Here is a 17,892-nt window from a genome sequence, read left to right as displayed (position 1 = left end):
AAAAAATTATTACTCATTGCAGCCATCCTTTTTACGACGGCAATTTATTCTCAAATTGGTTTTCAAGAACAAGAAGTAACGAGTTTTTCGCCTTCTGGCAGAGGTAATGAAATAGCTGACATTGATAACGATGGCGATATGGACATCATTACTTATGGTAGTTCCAATGTGTATTGGTTTGAGAACAAATTTCCTGATGAAGGATACATGCCCAAGCAACTAGTAGCAACAATTTCAGGAACTAATTCAATTTCGTCAATAGATATAACTGATTTTGATGGCGACGGTGATTTGGATATTCTAGGCGCAGAATCTTTTCAAGACAAACTGTTTTTGTGTACTAATCTTGACGGACAAGGAACTTTTGCGCCTTTTCAGGTGTTGAAAACCATAGATCAGGCGGCTTTTGTTAATCACATCGATATGGATAATGATGGTGACAAAGACCTTGTTTTTGCACGCAATGGTTCTGCAGGGTTTTTATGGGCTATTATGAAAACACGACCCAAGCCAACAATTATGCTACCTTGCGAACCATCTATCAAACCTCAAATTTTAGTAATACCATTACTCTTGCTGATTTTAATAACAATGGTTTGCCTGATATTTTTATAAGATATGATACAGGTATAGCTTGGATTAGAAATGATGGCAATGCTACTTTTTCAACACTAACTACTATTCCAACTTCTAATAATTATTTTCGTTTTTTTGATGTAGGTGATATAGATAACGATGGCGATATAGATTTGGTTGGTAATGTAGAGAACAATTTTGGCACTAAAAAGTTGATTTATAAGTTGAATGATGGTCTCGGTAATTTTGGCGCTGATCAAAATATTAGACAAGACTTAACTGAAATCAAAGCCATTAAGCTTGGTGATTTAGACAACGATAACAGGTTGGATTTAATAGTTGCCATAAGAAACAATAACAATTCAGAATACTTTAGCGACCTTAATTGGTACAAAAATTCCGCTTCTTTGACTTTTACTACAATGCCCGCAGTTGACCTCAAAATACGAATGATAAGTCAAATTGATGTTTTTGATTTGAATAATGATGGACATAAAGACCTTTCCACTTTTTCCTATAACCATAGAACTACTAGCTATCAAAATAGCGGTTCAGCCACTTTCGGAGCACCAAAATATCCAGCAGCAGCTAACTTGGGTGCTAGTTCAGCCATGGCAGGCGATATGGATGGCGATGGCGATACTGATTTGGTAACTTCTTCCTTAAGTGAAGGTAAAATTTATTGGTATAAAAATACAAACAACAGCTTTGGCAATCAAATTGTTGTCAGTCATCTTGCTGATAATGCAAAAAAAGTATTCTTAGCCGACATGGATGGTGACGATGATTTAGATATAATCTCTATTTCAGGACCTTCAACTTCAGGTTATAACGATAAGATTTCATGGTATAAGAATTTAGACGGATTAGGTAATTTTGGTGCTCAAATCAATATTCCAATTGATACTTATGACAGTCCAGACGGATTGGTGGTTTATGATGTTGATGCAGATGGTGATAATGATATTGTAACCTCACTCGACAATTGGCCTGATGACGGTGATAAAATTGTTTGGTATGCCAATAATGGTTCAGGAAGTTTTTCAGCAGAACAACTTATTGCTGCTGGTCCAGATAGTGTGATGGCACTCAAAAAAGCGGATATCGATAACGATGGTGATTTTGATTTGGTTTGTGCTTCAAGGTTAGACAACACCATTAGCTGGTTTCAAAATACAAATGGTTCGGGAAGTTTTGGACCTAAACAAGTGATTACAAGTACAGCGCTTAGCGTTGCAGATGTAGCCATTGCCGACTTCGATTCAGATGGTGATAACGATGTGGCTTATGTTTCCAATGGTTCAGCGGATGACCTTCTTTGGCAACCCAATTTGGGCACTGGAACTTTTGGAGCTGCGCAACTCATCAATTCCAATATTGATTCTAATGGTGCTTTAACTCTTGTTGCTTCAGATATTGACAATGATAGCGATATGGATATTATTGTTGGAGAATCGACTAAAGCTACTTGGTCTGAAAATTTATATGGTCAAGCCAATTTTGAACCACCAAAAACGATAGCTACAGCATTAACTACGATTACCAGCTCGCAAACTATGGATGCGGATAACGATGGTGATTTGGATATTCTAATGACTACTTCAGGAAGTAACAAAGTAGTATGGTTCATCAACCAAGGACTCAATCAAAATACTATAAAAGGTACAGTTCGATTGGATATCGAAGGAAATGGTTGCGGTGCAAATGATGCTAAATTGCCTAATATTTTAGTGTCAACTACTAATGGTACTAACACTTATGCAACTTTAACTTCTAGAAATGAATATATTGGACAATACAGACTATACGTAGGTCAAGGGGAATTTGAAACCACTGTTATGGCGGATATTCCTTCTTATTTTGTTTTAAATCCATCGTCAGACGCTGCTTCTTTTACAGAATATGGCAATATTGATACGGCCGACTTTTGTATCGAACCTACTGGTATATTTAATGATTTGAATGTTGCTTTGTATCCTCTTAATGAAGCAAGACCAGGCTTTGATGTTTCCTATAATTTTATCTATAAAAATATTGGAACAACTACTTTAACGGGTCAAGCAACACTTCAATATGACAACACCAAAATGCAGTTTTTGAATGCTAACGTCATGCCAACTTCACAAACCGCCAATAGCTTGATTTTCGATTATACCAATTTGACACCTTTCGAAATTAGAAGTGTGATTTTGAATTTTAATATTTTACCGCCTCCAACCACTAATATCGGAGAAACACTTGTATTCACGGCAACGGTAACTCCAATTGATGGTGATTACACTCCAGAGGATAATACCTTTATCTTGCAAGAAACCCTTATCGGTTCTTATGATCCAAACGACATTACCTGTCTAGAAGGTGATCAAGTGCTTATTGCCAATGCTGACGATTACCTGCATTATAGAATTCGTTTTCAAAACACAGGAACGGCAAGTGCTATCAATGTTAGAGTAGAACATGAGTTGGACCCAAAGTTGGATTGGACTACTATACAATTAGAAGGCATGAGCCACAATGGAAGAACAACCATTACAGATGAAAGCCAAGTGACCTTTATGTTCAATAACATCCGACTTCCGCATAGTGCAGCCAATGAAGCCGCTTCTAACGGGTATATTATGTTCAAAATTAAACCAAAAGCCAACACTATTGAACTTGGAGATACAGTAAGCGCTACCGCAGCTATTTATTTTGATTTTAATCCACCTATTATCACTAATACTGCCCATACTACTTATGTTAATACTTTAAATAACAATGAGTTTGGTATTGCAAAGTGGGTTATATATCCTAATCCAGCCAAAGAGTTACTAAGCGTTACTGGAATAGACCAGATTGAACTGTTGCAAGTGAATACTATACTAGGAAGTAACGTTTTGGAAGCAAGAAACACCAATCAAATTAATGTTGCCGATTTGGAAGTAGGTGTTTATTTATTGACTATCACAACTGAGAAAGGTAATTATACGCAAAAATTCATTAAGCAATAAATGAATTTTTGTTTTTCAGTATTTATTTCATCAGTTCGATTTTCGGGAGATATTACATTTTTATATGCAGAAAAAAATCACTCTAAATAAGTATTAAAAAACTAGTTTAAATACTGTTGAATTTCTAGTGTTTGAATTAATTTGCCTTTAAAATAATATTAACTATGTGGATTTTTATTTAGTATATAAGTAAAGTTCAAGTAAAAATTATTTTCCTCCATTAAATCAGTGTTGTTTTTAGTCAATCTTGAGATATAAATATATCCAATATCGAATTTTACTTTATTGCTTACTTTATAACAAAAGTTGGTAAATAAACGATTGTGATCAAAAATATGTTGTGCATCTGTTCCTGTCGAATTAATTAATATTTCATCACCAATAGCTAAGTTATATTTTGGATTAAAGTCATACCTAAAAGCAAGTTTATTTCTCAAACGAGTAGTATTTTCAATTGAACCTTCAAAAGCCCTATATTCAATAGCCGTTCTATCTACCACATAGAATTTAGTTGCTAATTCATGTTGCAATTCAACCGATGCAGTAAATCGGTATTCGTTAATTGGCTTAGCATCGGCATCACCTTCTTTTTGTATACTCTTATAATTGGAAAAATAAGCAAAAGGCGAAATACCATAAATAACATCTTTATTTTGCTTATAATAAATCCAAGTTCTAAAGGTGTACATCAAGTTTTTATCAAAAAGATTGTTACTTTCAAAATCATTTTGTCTGCGGTGTTGCAACTCGATATCTGTTTTTATTTTTTCTGTAATTGGAATACTTAATGTAGTTCTGAACCAGCTATTTGTATGATCTTGTGCAACAATTTTTGGAGCAAAAAAGGTTACTAATAGAACTGTAAGTATGGCATTTATTTTAGATTTCATTTTTATTTTAATGAGGAAGTTTATCTCTAAAATAACCATAAACCCAAGTACCAACGATTGCAAAAAACAAAGTAATAATCATTACCGTAACTCCAGTTCCAATCTGAGCAAAAATTGGACCTGGACACGCACCAGTAATTGCCCATCCTAATCCAAAAATCAGCCCGCCAATGATCTGTCCTTTATTAAACGTTTTATCATGAAACTCAATTTTCTCGCCATAAATGGTTTTGATATTGAATTTTTTTATTAGAAAAACAGAAATCATTCCCACCACAACAGCACTTCCAATAACGCCATACATATGAAACGATTGAAAACGAAACATTTCTTGTATTCTATACCAACTAATGATTTCCGCTTTAATGAATACTATTCCAAACAGTAAACCAACAATCAAGTATTTAAAATTGTGATACCATTTGTGTTCTAATTGACTTTCATTTACGCATATTGTATCGAGCGAACGAGTTTCAAAATCGGTGTTTTGTTTTGTATTTTCCATAGTTTTATTTTAAAGTGATAAGATTAGAGGAAGAATATAATTAGCCATGATTAACCCACCAATGAAAAAGCAACATGTGGCAATTAACGAAGGAAGTTGAAGATTAGATAATCCCGAAATAGCATGACCACTTGTGCAACCACCAGCATAGCGCGAACCAAAACCAATCATAAATCCACCAACAACCATTAAAAGAAATCCTTTAAGTGAAAATAAGTTTTGCCAAGAAAAAATCTCCGATGGAAGCATTCCATCTATAGCTGTAATTCCGTATTGAGCTAGTTCTGCTTTTAAATTTTCATTTATAATAATTGGGTTGGGATTTTCTAAGAATTGAAAAGCAATTACACCACCAATTAGAATACCAACGATAAAAAACATATTCCAAATCTCTTTTTTCCAATCGTATTTGAAGAATGGAATATTTGCAGGTAAACAAGCTGCACAAGCGTGACGTAAATTGGCACTAATACCAAAATTCTTGTTACCTAAAATCAATAATGCTGGAACAGTAAGTCCAACTAATGGACCAGCGATGTACCAAGGCCAAGGTTGTTTGATAAATTCTATAATTTCCATAGTTTAAATTTTATGATGCAAATTTGAGTTATAAAAAAGAAGTGGTTTGTAACCTTTATCACATAGCAAAAAAAAAGTGCTTGATTTCTCAAACACTTTTTTTAAAGATTTATAAAAGTTAAGATTTTTTATCCTCTTTTTTAGCAGCACAACAACCGCCTTTTTTCTCGCCTTTATTATCTTTTTCACAAGATTTTTTTTCTTCAGTAGAACATGATTTTTCTGTCTTGGCTTTTTTCTTTTGCTTTGGTTCTTGTTGTTGCGCATTAACATTCATTGAAAACAAGAAAGCTACTAAAGCTGTCATTAAAACTGATTTTTTCATTTTTAAATATTTATTAAATTAATTTCTGAGTTCTTGCCAAATGGCATTTTATTGATTTCTAATTACTTTTTGAGAAGTATAAAATTTATTATCTAGTATGAATGTTAGAATTACAATCTTCTCTTTTGCATTTTCTAAACTAAAATTCATTGCATTGTTGCCAACTTGTAATCCTTCAATTTCTCCATCGTCTAACATTTTTCCGTCTAATGAAGTGATGAAGTAATCTAAAGTAGCAACATAAGGCAAATTAAATTGAATTCGAACCGTATTATCATTCGTTGGATTTGGCGAAACCGAAAAAGTAAATGGATTTTTACCATCAATAGTCGCAACATTTGAACTAGGATTGTAAACTAATTTTACTTCATATATTGTTGGATCAGCGGATGTTGCATTGGTTTGATTGGTAGAAAAAGCATTTGTCATAGGACTTTGAATTCCACCATAAAGATGACCAATAACAAACTCTGAAGTTGCAATATCATTCAGTTTAATCACTTCATTGGTGTAGTGTGATAAGTTTGTATTTGGAATAAATTCAGCTCCAGCGCCTTTTAAGTTTGGCATTTCGACTGGAAAATTATGTTCTGATAAAGTTCCATCAGCCAATCGAGTAGTTCTACTTATGGTTTTTACAAATGGTACATTATTGTCTTGCACTAAAGTTGTTCCATTGTAATAATATTGACTAATTCCACCAAAAAATAAGTTGTGCATTCTGTTATTTTCTTGGTCATAAATACCAACTTTACCCGAATGATAATTGCTTAAATATTGGTTGAATTGCGTTTGTGGAAAATAGCCATTACTTTTTATATCAACGGGATAGAGAAACGGTAAATCAGCATTAATTTGAAAAACTCCAGACGAAATCGTATAACCTTCTTCACCATTTGGAAAAACTTGAGGCACTAAATTATAATCTCTTCTATGCAAATGAACAGCATCGTTGACCTCTGAATAATTACTAAAACTTAATTGAGTACCCGAATTATCGATAGTGAATTTTTGAATTTTACTTACATACGTTTGTTCAAAAGTTGGATTTCCCATTGGATTATATCTTCCTGTGAAAACTTGTCCACCAACTAAGTAAAATTCATTTCCAATTTTGCCCAATTGTCCACCAGTATTTTGAAAAATAGAATTGGCTATTTGTTTGAAATAACTAGTTATTGGATTTCCAGCAATAATTGCATCAATCAAATTTGGAACATCAATCGAAGTTAATTTATTAAACGTGACATGATCATTTTCAGTAACTGAATAAGCATAACCACCAATAACATACAATGTGTTTCCGTCTTTATGGAAGTTCATATTGGTAGCTTGTAATTGCTCTTTTAATCCAGTTGAAAGGTTATTTACAGTAGTTGACCAAAATTGTTGAGTTGCAACATCTACTACATATATGTTGGTATTGTTTTGAGCGTTTGGAAAAGCATTGAAAGGTTGTCTTGCGTGAATTCCATCTTTTCTACCTCCAATTATGAGCCATTTTCCGTTGTATTGCGCAAAAGTATAGGAATGTAACCCTGGTAAATTTGCTATGGTAATGGGTGTAAGTTGCACATCATAAGGAAATGTGTTTTGTGCCAATGCTACTTTAACTGTAAGTAGCATTATGAGTATTAAAATATATTTTTTCATTTAGTTAAATACTAAGTTGCACTATTACTTTGAATAGGAGCTACTCAAAATAATAGGATTAAATTTGTTTAAATTTTAGTTATACTACTGAAAAAATCTTTGGCGGTTGCCAGATGGAGTTTTTGTATTGAGAAATAAAAACTTCTTTGTAACTATTATTTTCTTTATGTGATACATCAACGAAAATAATTTTTGCACAAGTAGAAAATGATTGAGAAGTTTCATAATGAACGGGATTAAAACTCAAATTCATTATTATTTTCCCTTTCTCGCAACCCGATTGTTCTTCTTTGTCTGAATTCATCTTTTGACAAGTAGATTGGCATTTTTCAGAAAATTGCATTTTTATTGCTCTAACCGACGGAAGTGTAGTTAAAGCAAATAAATAAAAGCAAAGTAGGTATGCGAAGAATTTCATTGAAACAAAATTAATTGCTATTGTTTAATCATAACCTGATTTTTGTCACATTTTAATATTAAAAAGTAAAACGATAGTTTCCTGTAATCATTTATTTTCTTCTCGTAGTAATACCAAAAGGCAAATACAACGGACAAAAACTAATAAATGATGTTAGTATAAAAACCACTGCTAAAACACCAAGCACAATTGCCAATGTGCCATTGATTACATTAGTATAATACAAAACTCCAACAATTGCAGCTAGAGCAAAACGTATTGCTTTGTCTGCCATTCCCATACTTTTTTTTTCATAATAAACTGGTTTAAAATGTTATTAATTTATTTTTTCTAGAACTATTTTAATAATTTCTTCTTTAGATAAAACGCCTGATTGTCTCCATAACTGATTCCCATTTTGATACAACATCATGGTTGGAACACCTCTGACTTGCAACTTTGAAGCTAGTTCTTGGTTTTTATCTACATCAATTTTGATGATAGTAATTCGCTCTCCAAGAGTGTCTTTTACTTGCTTTAAGATTGGGGTTAACGTTTGACATGGTCCACACCAAGTAGCAAAAAAATCTACTAGAATTGGTTTTTCATTAGCAATAAGTTTTTCGAAACTAGTCATTTTTTTTATTTTTTAATGGAACAGAACAACTACTGCCGCAACAACCTGTATTGAACAATGCCATTGCTGAAAATAATATTCCGGGTAATATCATCCAATAGTTTTGTGTTTGAACCGATTGAATGATTATAAAGATACCTAAAATTAATCGAATAAAACGTATGAATGACCAGTTATGGATTATTTTTTGAAACATTTTACTATTGATTTATAATTTGATTTACCTCTTGCCAAGTTCCACCATTGGTAACATTAGTAAATCCATTTTGTTCTAAAATAGATTTGGCTTGACTGCTTCGGTTACCACTTCGGCAAAAAACGACAATTTTTTCTTTACCTTTAAATTTTGCCAATTGATTTTGAACTTGGTCTAAAGGTATATTGACTGAACCGTTTACATGACCTTCGGCAAATTCTGCTGGTGTACGAACATCAACTAAAAAAGCACCTTTTGAGATTATATCTTTCATTTGAGTTGTATCTGAATTAGAAAAAATATTTTTGAATATTCCGAACATAATTGAAATTGTTATTATTATTACTATTATTTTAATACTTTGCTTTGACATACAAAATCGGTTTTAGGAATGTTTGTTTTTGCAATGGCATTGAAACCACCTTCAACTTCGCTAAAGTTTCTGTACCCACGAGCTTGTAATATTGATGCTGCAATCATAGAACGATAACCGCCTGCACAGTGCAAGTAGAAATGTTCTTCTGGATTGATATCTTTTACCCATTCATTTATTGATGCTAGTGGACGACTGTAGGCTTCTTCTACATGTTCTGCTTCATATTCACTTTCTTTTCTAACGTCAATAACTTTACTTTCGCCAATTTTTACTTCTTTTTCAAACTCTTCGGCAGTAATTCTGTTTACTGTATCAACGTCATATCCTGCTGCTGCCCAAGCTTGGAAACCATATTTTAAATGGCCAATTATGTTATCAAAACCTACACGAGTTAAACGCGTTACAGTTTCTTCTTCCATACCTAAATCAGTTACTAATAAAATGGGTTGTTTTACATCACCTATTAAAGCACCAACCCAAGGAGCAAAATCACCATTGATACCGATATTGATGGATTGTGGTACATTTCCTTTTGCAAAATCTCCATTGTTACGAGTGTCTAAAATTAAAGCTCCAGTTTCTTCAGCAACTACTTCAAATTCGGTTGCATTAATAGCTTTCATCCCATTATTAAAAACATTTTCAAAGCTTTCAATTCCGCTTTTATTCATTGCCACATTCATTCCAAAATAGGCTGGTGGAGGCAATAATCCATCGGTAACTTCTTTTATAAATTCTGCTTCAGTCATATTGGCTCTCAGAGCATAATTAGTTGCTTTTTGGTCTCCAATAGAACCAACTGTTTCTTTACTCATATTTTTTCCGCAAGCCGAACCTGCACCGTGAGCAGGATAAACAATTACATTATCAGCCAAAGGCATAATTTTGTCTCTTAAAGAATGGAATAGCAATCCAGCCAATTGCTCTTGTGTCATCGATGCAGCTTTTTGTGCCAAATCGGGACGACCAACATCACCTAAAAACAACGTGTCTCCAGAAAAAATGGCGTAATCTTTACCATCGGCATCAATTAGCAAATAAGTAGTGCTTTCCATTGTATGACCAGGTGTGTGCAACACTTTTATTTTGATGTTTCCAATGTCAAAAACTTGATTGTCTTTGGCAGAAATGAATTCGAAGTCAGGTTTAGCATTTGGACCATAAACAATAGATGCTCCAGTTTTTTTACTTAAATCCAAATGACCCGAAACAAAATCAGCGTGAAAATGCGTTTCAAAGATGTATTTTAGTTTTACATTATCTTTTGCTAATCTTTCCATATAAGGTTGTGTTTCACGAAGCGGATCAATGATTGCTGCTTCACCATTTGAAGTGATATAATAAGCTCCTTGAGCTAAACATCCTGTATAAATTTGTTCTATTTTCATTGTAATTTTATTTAGTACTTTTAGTATTGTTAGACAAAATTAGTTTTTGATTTTTGCTTTAATTGTAACAATTATCACATAACCTTATTTAGGGAAAAAATAATTCTTTAGTGATGATGTAAATCCCCATGATGAGGACGAACCAACCAAAAGCAGGTTTTAATTTTGCTCCATCAATTTTTTTAGACATTGCCGTTCCGATTACTATTCCTATTATTGCAAAGGCGGAAATAGTCATCAAGAATTGCCAGTTGATAGAAGTTTCGCCACTTTCGCCAAAAAAACCAATTAGCGATTTGGCAGCAATGATAACAAGCGAAGTTCCAACAGCTTCTTTCATAGGTAATTTACTTAAAATCACTAATGCTGGAATGATTAAAAATCCACCGCCAGCACCAACTAATCCAGTAAGTATTCCGACTACTGCACCTTCAATTAAAATTAAAGGATAATTGAATTTTTGCTCACCGTTTTCGTCACTTGCTGTTTTTTTATCTTTTTTAATCATACTGTATGAGGCAGCAATCATCAACACGGCAAATAAAACCATCATTAAGATGCTTTTAGTTACTACAAAATCGCCTACAGTAAATACTTCTTTAGGAATAGCTGGAACGATTAGTGCACGAGTTGCAAAAACGGCAATAATGGAAGGAACACCAAAAACTATGGCTGTTTTGATATTGACCAATCCTTTTTTGAAATAATTGAACGAACCAACGGCACTCGTTAAACCAACTATAAATAGGGAATAGGATGTCGCTATTACAGGTTCAATAGCAAACAGATAAACAAGAACGGGAACCGTTAAGATAGAACCACCACCACCAATTAAACCTAACGCTACACCAATAAGTATAGATGCAAAATAACCTATATAATCCATAATTGTAAAATTTTATAGTGCAAATATTGGCACTTTAAATTTCACAATTTGTAACTTTTATCACATAGGTACTTTATTTTAAAAGTTCGATGTGATTTCGATGTAATTTTAGAGCACCACGTTGTTCTAATTTTTTTAGTAATCGAGAAATTACTTCTCTTGAGGTGTTTAAGTCGGTAGCAATTTCTTGATGCGATAACTTTAAATCTACACAACTGCAAGCATCTTTATGTCGCATTAAATAAAATTCTAAACGTTCATCCATAGCTCTAAACGCAATACTATCGACCACTTCTAAAACCTCTTCAAAACGACTTCTATACGTATCAATCACAAATTCATACCAACTGCGGTGTTGCATCATCCATTTATCCATTAGAGGCAATGGTACCATTACTAATTCTACATCTTCTACCACTTTAGCCATAATTTGACTTGTTTCATTTTTAGTAGCGCAAATCATTGAAATAGCACACGCTTGACCTGGTTGTAAATAATACATAAAGAATTCTCCACCATCATCATCTTCTCTATAGATTTTAATTTTACCTGATAAAACTAAAACAGTATTTTTTATGTATTGACCAGTTCGCATAATAACATCGCCTGCGTTAAATTCTTGAACTACAGCATTTTTTTCGATATCATCGATTAATGAACTTGAGAAGGATGAAAATAATTTTTTTATGTGATCGTGCATAAGAAAGAATTTTGAATTACAAATGCATAATAAAACGCATGGAGTGCTGTTTAGAAAACCTAATCTTTAAATTATATCATTTAAATTGATGATAGGTTTTATTTTGGAGTATTTCTTTGCTGTGTAAGATTACTAATGTAATTATGTTTTGAACTTGCCTTTTGTAGTGGCTTTTTGAACTTACTTTTTAAAGTTGATTTTTGAATTTGAAAATAAACCAAAGGCAAAGCAAATTCTATAACTCTCTATTGTATTCATACCAAGTTCACAAAACAAAAAAACTCCAAATGAAATAATATCATTTGGAGTTTATAATTCTAGTAGTTTGTACTACTTATTGTTTGATAATCTTTACGGTTTGTGAACCCGAAGCCGATTGCATTTTTACAAAATAACTTCCCGATTTTAGGTTCGCTACATCGATACTACCTTGGTTGTCTTGAATCGTTTTCGTCATCATTATTTGTCCAAGCATGTTGTAGATAACCACTTCTGAAAGGATTTCTTCTGAGGTAATAGTTAACAAATTACTAACTGGGTTAGGATACACTTTTACTGATTTCTTCAATACTACATCATCATTAGATAATGTTGATTGGGGACAAGCCAATGGACCAAAAATCAAGAAATCATCTGTAAACGAACCGTTACCTAATTGACCATAGATGTTAGAACCCCAAGTATATAATTTTCCTGTATCGTCTATAGCCGTAGAGTGAATATTACCCGCTTGAACATCAGGCCAGAAATTCACATTCAAAAGTAAAGTAGGAGTAAGCATGTTTGTAGCCGCTTCATCATTTCCAATTTGTCCGTTGACGTCATATCCCCAAGCAAACAGCGCACCATAAGTTCTAGAACCTAACACATGATCTTCACCAGATGAAATTTTATCCCAATTGGTAGCTGTTCCTACTTGCGTAGGCGTAGTTCTGTCGGTTGTGTCGTTCAAACCTAATTGACCGTTATTGTTTCTTCCCCAAGTCCAAAGTGAATTATTTGTTTTTGTTGCAACTGTGTGATATGCACCACCTGTTACACTCTTCCAGTCGGTAGCCGAACCAATTTGAACAGGCGAACTTTTACTGATAATAGTACCATCACCTAATTGACCATTGGAGTTGAAACCCCAAGTCCATAAAGTTCCGTTGGTTTTTATAGCCATTGCGTGTGCAGTACCAGTACCAATACTTTGCCAGTTGGTAGCCGTACCAATTTGTGTAGGTATTAATCGGTTGATAGTCGAACCGTCTCCTAGTTGAGCAAAAGCATTACTTCCCCAAGCCCACAAGGTTCCATTAGTTTTTCTAGCAATATTGTGTCGATTTTTAGTAACTACTTCTGCCCAGTTGGTATCTGTTCCTACTTGAGTTGGTACCGATTTGCTGGTTGTAGTACCATCACCCAATTGTCCTTGAAGGTTAACACCCCAAGTCCATAAAGTGCCATTGTTTTTTATCGCCACAGCATGGTTAGAACCACATGAAATTTTAGCCCAATCGGTTGCTGTTCCAATTTGTGTTGGAACGTTTTTGCTTACCGTTGTACCATCACCCAATTGTCCATTTTCATTATTTCCCCATGCCCAAAGTGTACCATCTTCTTTTATAGCAAGGGTAAACGTACGTCCAGCAGCTACTTTTTCAAAACAAATCGTTGTGGATGGTAATGTAGTAAAGACACCACCATAAATCCATTCCGTTTGATTGTTTCCACATACTGAAGCAACCCACCAGTGGTAATCCGTATTAGGTTGTAATCCTTCAATTAAGCTACCTGTATCAGTTGTACTTCCGTCTGTACCTCCAATTTCGTTGGTAGTATTATAGACAAAAAGATAACTGTCTGGTGCAGGAGTAGGAGCCGTCCAATAGATGTAAGCTGAAGTAGATTGTATTTCTGCAACAGTAAGATTGGTTGGTGGGTTACAAGAAGATGTTGGATTTTCACATTTAATAGAACGAATTCTTGAAGAACCTTGTGTACTACAATTTGCATTAACGTTTAAATGATATCGAATAGTACCTGTATTAGAAGCAGAATTCCAAACTACAGGAGTAACTCCGCTAGCAAAAACGGTTGTTCCTGTAGCATTAGTTATAGTAATATAATCGGTAGCTATTGAACTAGTAAAGGTATATTGCTTATTAGACTGAATGTTTACATTAGTAAATTCACCTGCCCAAGCATCGGCGTTGATTTGTTCTGTATTTCCTGTACATGCTGGAGTAAAGGTTGCATCTGGATATAATCCATAGAAAGCACCATTACAGTTTAAAGCAGCAATAGTAGTAAAACTTCCTCCTGAAACCCAGTCACTTTTTGTTCCATTACAATTAGAGCGAATCCAATAGTAATAAGTAGTAGAAGAAGTTAAACCAGTTAGGGTTCGAACTAAATTGCCAAGACTTGTTTGGGTAGCGTTAGTTGCCGCTACTGGAGCTGTATTTGAAACACTAACATAAATGTCATAAGAAGTTGCAGCAGGATTTGGCGCAGTCCAAGTTAGTCTGATTGAATTTGAAGTAATGTTTGAAACAGCCAAGTTAGTTGGTAAACCACAAACATTAGAAATTGTTGCACACTGTATAGCCTTAACTCGGTTTGCGTTTTGTTCACCACAGTTTGCATTCAAATGAGTGTAATAACGAATTACTCCAGCAAAGGTTCCCGAATTCCAAACTAAAGGTACTGTTCCACTAGCTAAAATAACATTCGAGCTGTTCGTTATAGTAATAAAATCAGTTGTAACAGAAGTTGTAAAAGTATATTGTCTATCGGCTATTACATTTACTAGTGAATATTCTCCTGCGTAAGCATTAGTTACTATAGTTTCACTACCTATTCCACAAGTTGGGGTAAATGTTGCAGCTGGCCATTGATTATAAGTAGCCGTTGTACAACCTGATAATGTATTGGTAACAAAATTACCCACTGGAGTCCAAGTACTTTTTGTAGCACCACAATTGGAACGCATCCATGCGAAATAAGAAGTAGCCGGTGATAAATTAGTAACAGAAACTTGGTTTGTAGTAGAAGTATGTGTTGGTGTAGTTGTAGCTGTTGGACTAACATTAGTAGTAGCTATATACACTTCATATCCACCACTTGGTGCTGGTGTCTGTGCTGTACAATAAACCAAACATGATGTAGATCCTAAGTTAGCCACAGCAGTTCCTGTTGGAGCATTACAAGCAGCAGTTTGAAGTGTGGTAAACTCACCACCATAAGCCCAATTGGATTGCGTTTCGCCACATACAGAAGCTACCCACCAGTGGTAATCTGTATTTGGAGTTAAATTACTTAACGCTAATGAAGTTGAAACAGTTGCGTCTTGAATTCCTCCAATCACATTAGTAGTATTGTAACGAATTACATAGCTATTTGGTGTTGGAACTCCTGGTATCCAGTTAAGTGATGCAGAAGTAGAAGTAATGTTTTCACTCCAAGTTTGTGTTGGAGCATTACAATTTGAAGTAGTTGGTGTCATTTTGATCAAACCAAGTTGTAAATGACCAACCCAAATCGTTCCGTTAGCTTGCGTTCTTAAAGCACTAAAGTAATTGTCTGGTAAACCTGAATTTGAAGTGTTGTAAGAATAACAATCCGTGAAGTTTTGCAATCCGTCGCCACCAAAGGCAATCCAAACTTTATTTGTACTACTAACATCTAAAGCATCATATTGATAACCTGCTAAACAAGAGTTACTTTGATATTGAACATTTAAAAAAGTTCCTGCGGTAGAATAAGTCAATAATCCATCACCAGTAGAACAATACAATATATTGTTTGCAATATCTAGAATTTCTTGTGTTCCTTGGTCGATTAGGTTGTAATCCGTACCATTGAATTTATATAAAATACCGTTATTGGTTACCCAAACGCCGTTGTTAGCATCAATTTCAAGAGAATTAATGTTAGTCAACGCATTGTATGTTGTCCAAGTCGTTCCATTAAAACGTGTAAGTCCAGATGGAGTAGCAACCCAAAGATTGTTGGCACTGTCCACAGCGATACAGGTAATAGCATTATTAGGCAATCCTGAATTGGCAGTGGTATAGTTGGTCCAAGTAGTTCCAATTAAACGTGCTATACCGTTGTTTTGAGTTGCCATCCATTTTCTTCCTTGTCCATCAATTTCTGTTTCCAAAATGATGTTGGAAGGAATACCCGAATTGCTCGTATTGTATTTTGTAAACGTAGTACCGTTGAACGTAACCACACCGTTGGTAGTCGAAAGCCATAGTAATCCATTAGCATCGGTTTTGATGTCGCCAATATAATTGGTCCCAATGGCAGAATTTGATGTGTCATAAACCGTGTAGTCATACGATTGACTAAAGCCGGTTAAGCTACACAGTACAAAAAGTAAAGAATAGAGTTTTTTCATGTAGTGTTTTTAATTGATTTGATTTAGTTTAAATTTTTTAATTGATAATTAATTTTTTGGATTGCAAACATATAACTATTTTTCTCGCAATGGAATGCCTTTTCACCACGAATTCAAAAAGTTATTAAGAAACCAGTTGATAATTTGACAACAATAGTACATAGATTAGTAGACGTTTTTTTTGATGAATGCATGAACGTTAAGTTTTGGGATAAAAACGTTTGGGTAAAATTGATTAACGTTTTTTTGTAGGAGTCCAATTTTTTTATTTGTTTATTAAATTTTAATTGATGAATTCAAAAAAATTTGAATTGCAAAGTCAAATCCTAAACTTCATTATTTTGAAGTTTAGGATTTTTAAAAGCAAAACTAAAATTATCTTTTAATCATTTTTTTATTAAACGTTAGACCTTCTGGTGTAGTAACTTTTAGAATATAAGTTCCTTTAGCCAATCCTTCAATGTTAACTTCATTGTTTGATATTGAAGCCGCTATTTGTCTTCCATTCAAATCAACTATTGTGATACTTTCAATGTCTTTATTAAAACGAATAAATGAAGTTGCTGGGTTTGGAACAAAATAATAATTATCAGCCATTTCATTAGGATTTACACTCAAAACTGTTTCAATATAAATTGCATTAGTAAAGATTGGTCCCCAAATTCCTTGGTTGTCTTTAACACGAACACAGAATTTATGCAATCCTACAGGATTTACAATTGGAATAGCATCACCGAGAAGCTTTTCAAAAGCAGTATTAAAGTTTCCGTCAAAAGCTAAAAGAGGTGTAGCGCTTCCTTCTCCCGGATCGACATCCCAGAAATACTCAGCTTGGGTAAGACTTACCGGTAGTGGAGTGGTAGTGCTTTCAACAGTAATACTATTGGTAAACGTTGGTCCCCAAACTCCTTGGTTGTCTTTAACACGGATAGAGAATGTATGCAGCCCAACACTTGGCGCTCCTAAACCTGCAACAGCTACTTTTTCGATAGCACTGTTAAGGTCACCATCAATTGCTAAAAGCAGCGTGGCACTTCCTTCACCTGGATCGGTATCCCAAAAGTATTCTGCTTGCGTAAGTGTCATAGGGTTTGGAGTAGTAGTAGACTCCACAATTATGATATTAGTAAAAACTGGTCCCCAAACCCCTGAATTATCTTTAACTCTGACACTAAACTTATGTAAACCAACACTAGGAGCGTTTAATCCATTCACAGCTATTTTCTCAAAAATGCTATTAAAGTTTCCATCTTGTGCAGTAATGGCGGTTCCGTTTCCTTCGCCAGGATCGGCATCCCAAAAATATTCGGCTTGGCTTAACGATGACAATTGGGCTGAAGATAAACTCATTGTCATAACGGCCAATAGACTATAAATATATTTTTTCATCTTAGACTCAGGTAT

The 17,892-nt window shown here is 34.2% G+C and carries 17 protein-coding genes; 2 read left to right on the top strand and 15 right to left on the bottom strand.

The annotated features are described in order from the left end of the window. Nucleotides 1-615, top strand: a 615-nt coding sequence (locus tag IAI56_RS09450) for an FG-GAP repeat domain-containing protein (protein ID WP_187657635.1), incomplete at its 5' end; no start/stop codon positions are given. Then, entirely contained in the window at nucleotides 528-3,566 is a 3,039-nt protein-coding gene (locus IAI56_RS09445; protein WP_187657634.1) for a T9SS type A sorting domain-containing protein, read from the top strand. The genes IAI56_RS09450 and IAI56_RS09445, both read left to right, overlap by 88 nt. Nucleotides 3,567-3,724: 158 nt before the next feature. On the opposite strand, the gene IAI56_RS09440 is transcribed toward IAI56_RS09445, so the two are convergent. From IAI56_RS09440 to IAI56_RS09370, 15 genes are all read right to left on the bottom strand, one after another. After that, nucleotides 3,725-4,456, bottom strand: a complete 732-nt coding sequence (locus IAI56_RS09440; RefSeq protein WP_187657633.1) for a DUF2490 domain-containing protein — start codon at nucleotides 4,454-4,456, stop codon at nucleotides 3,725-3,727. A 7-nt stretch (nucleotides 4,457-4,463) separates the two neighbouring features. Then, nucleotides 4,464-4,961, bottom strand: coding sequence for a DUF6691 family protein (locus IAI56_RS09435; RefSeq protein ID WP_187657632.1), 498 nt, complete (start codon nucleotides 4,959-4,961; stop codon nucleotides 4,464-4,466). A 9-nt stretch (nucleotides 4,962-4,970) separates the two neighbouring features. Beyond that, nucleotides 4,971-5,534: a YeeE/YedE family protein gene (locus IAI56_RS09430; protein ID WP_187657636.1), complete on the bottom strand. Its 564-nt coding sequence runs from the start codon at nucleotides 5,532-5,534 to the stop codon at nucleotides 4,971-4,973. Nucleotides 5,535-5,658: 124 nt separating this feature from the next. Continuing rightward, complete coding sequence (locus IAI56_RS09425) at nucleotides 5,659-5,865, bottom strand: hypothetical protein (protein WP_187657631.1); 207 nt, start codon at nucleotides 5,863-5,865, stop codon at nucleotides 5,659-5,661. Nucleotides 5,866-5,913: 48 nt separating this feature from the next. Further along, on the bottom strand, nucleotides 5,914-7,518 hold the full coding sequence (locus tag IAI56_RS09420; protein WP_187657630.1) for a hypothetical protein: 1,605 nt from the start codon (nucleotides 7,516-7,518) through the stop codon (nucleotides 5,914-5,916). Between the two features lie 79 nt (nucleotides 7,519-7,597). Next, on the bottom strand, nucleotides 7,598-7,936 hold the full coding sequence (locus IAI56_RS09415; protein WP_187657629.1) for a hypothetical protein: 339 nt from the start codon (nucleotides 7,934-7,936) through the stop codon (nucleotides 7,598-7,600). 91 nt (nucleotides 7,937-8,027) lie between these two features. Then, nucleotides 8,028-8,216: a YgaP family membrane protein gene (locus IAI56_RS09410; protein ID WP_187657628.1), complete on the bottom strand. Its 189-nt coding sequence runs from the start codon at nucleotides 8,214-8,216 to the stop codon at nucleotides 8,028-8,030. 36 nt (nucleotides 8,217-8,252) lie between these two features. Then, a complete protein-coding gene (gene trxA, locus IAI56_RS09405; protein WP_187657627.1) occupies nucleotides 8,253-8,552 on the bottom strand; it encodes a thioredoxin in 300 nt (99 codons plus the stop codon). Further along, complete coding sequence (locus tag IAI56_RS09400) at nucleotides 8,545-8,748, bottom strand: hypothetical protein (protein WP_187657626.1); 204 nt, start codon at nucleotides 8,746-8,748, stop codon at nucleotides 8,545-8,547. The genes trxA and IAI56_RS09400 overlap by 8 nt, the downstream gene beginning before the upstream one ends. Before the next feature lie 4 nt (nucleotides 8,749-8,752). Beyond that, on the bottom strand, nucleotides 8,753-9,022 hold the full coding sequence (locus tag IAI56_RS09395) for a rhodanese-like domain-containing protein (RefSeq protein WP_239106959.1): 270 nt from the start codon (nucleotides 9,020-9,022) through the stop codon (nucleotides 8,753-8,755). A gap of 74 nt (nucleotides 9,023-9,096) precedes the next feature. After that, complete coding sequence (locus tag IAI56_RS09390; protein WP_187657624.1) at nucleotides 9,097-10,512, bottom strand: MBL fold metallo-hydrolase; 1,416 nt, start codon at nucleotides 10,510-10,512, stop codon at nucleotides 9,097-9,099. A gap of 88 nt (nucleotides 10,513-10,600) precedes the next feature. Then, nucleotides 10,601-11,398 (bottom strand): sulfite exporter TauE/SafE family protein, encoded by a 798-nt coding sequence (locus IAI56_RS09385; protein ID WP_187657623.1) that lies wholly within the window; start codon nucleotides 11,396-11,398, stop codon nucleotides 10,601-10,603. A gap of 73 nt (nucleotides 11,399-11,471) precedes the next feature. Continuing rightward, nucleotides 11,472-12,098: a Crp/Fnr family transcriptional regulator gene (locus IAI56_RS09380; RefSeq protein WP_187657622.1), complete on the bottom strand. Its 627-nt coding sequence runs from the start codon at nucleotides 12,096-12,098 to the stop codon at nucleotides 11,472-11,474. Between the two features lie 334 nt (nucleotides 12,099-12,432). Continuing rightward, on the bottom strand, nucleotides 12,433-16,488 hold the full coding sequence (locus IAI56_RS09375; protein WP_187657621.1) for an RCC1 domain-containing protein: 4,056 nt from the start codon (nucleotides 16,486-16,488) through the stop codon (nucleotides 12,433-12,435). 375 nt (nucleotides 16,489-16,863) lie between these two features. Continuing rightward, a complete protein-coding gene (locus IAI56_RS09370) occupies nucleotides 16,864-17,877 on the bottom strand; it encodes a T9SS type A sorting domain-containing protein (RefSeq protein ID WP_187657620.1) in 1,014 nt (337 codons plus the stop codon). Nucleotides 17,878-17,892 lie beyond the last annotated feature (15 nt).

Source organism: Flavobacterium macrobrachii (assembly GCF_014486675.1).
Taxonomy (GTDB): Bacteria; Bacteroidota; Bacteroidia; order Flavobacteriales; family Flavobacteriaceae; genus Flavobacterium; species Flavobacterium macrobrachii.
The sequence above is the reverse complement of the archived record's forward strand: the minus strand, read 5'-3'. Positions and strand labels throughout refer to the sequence as shown.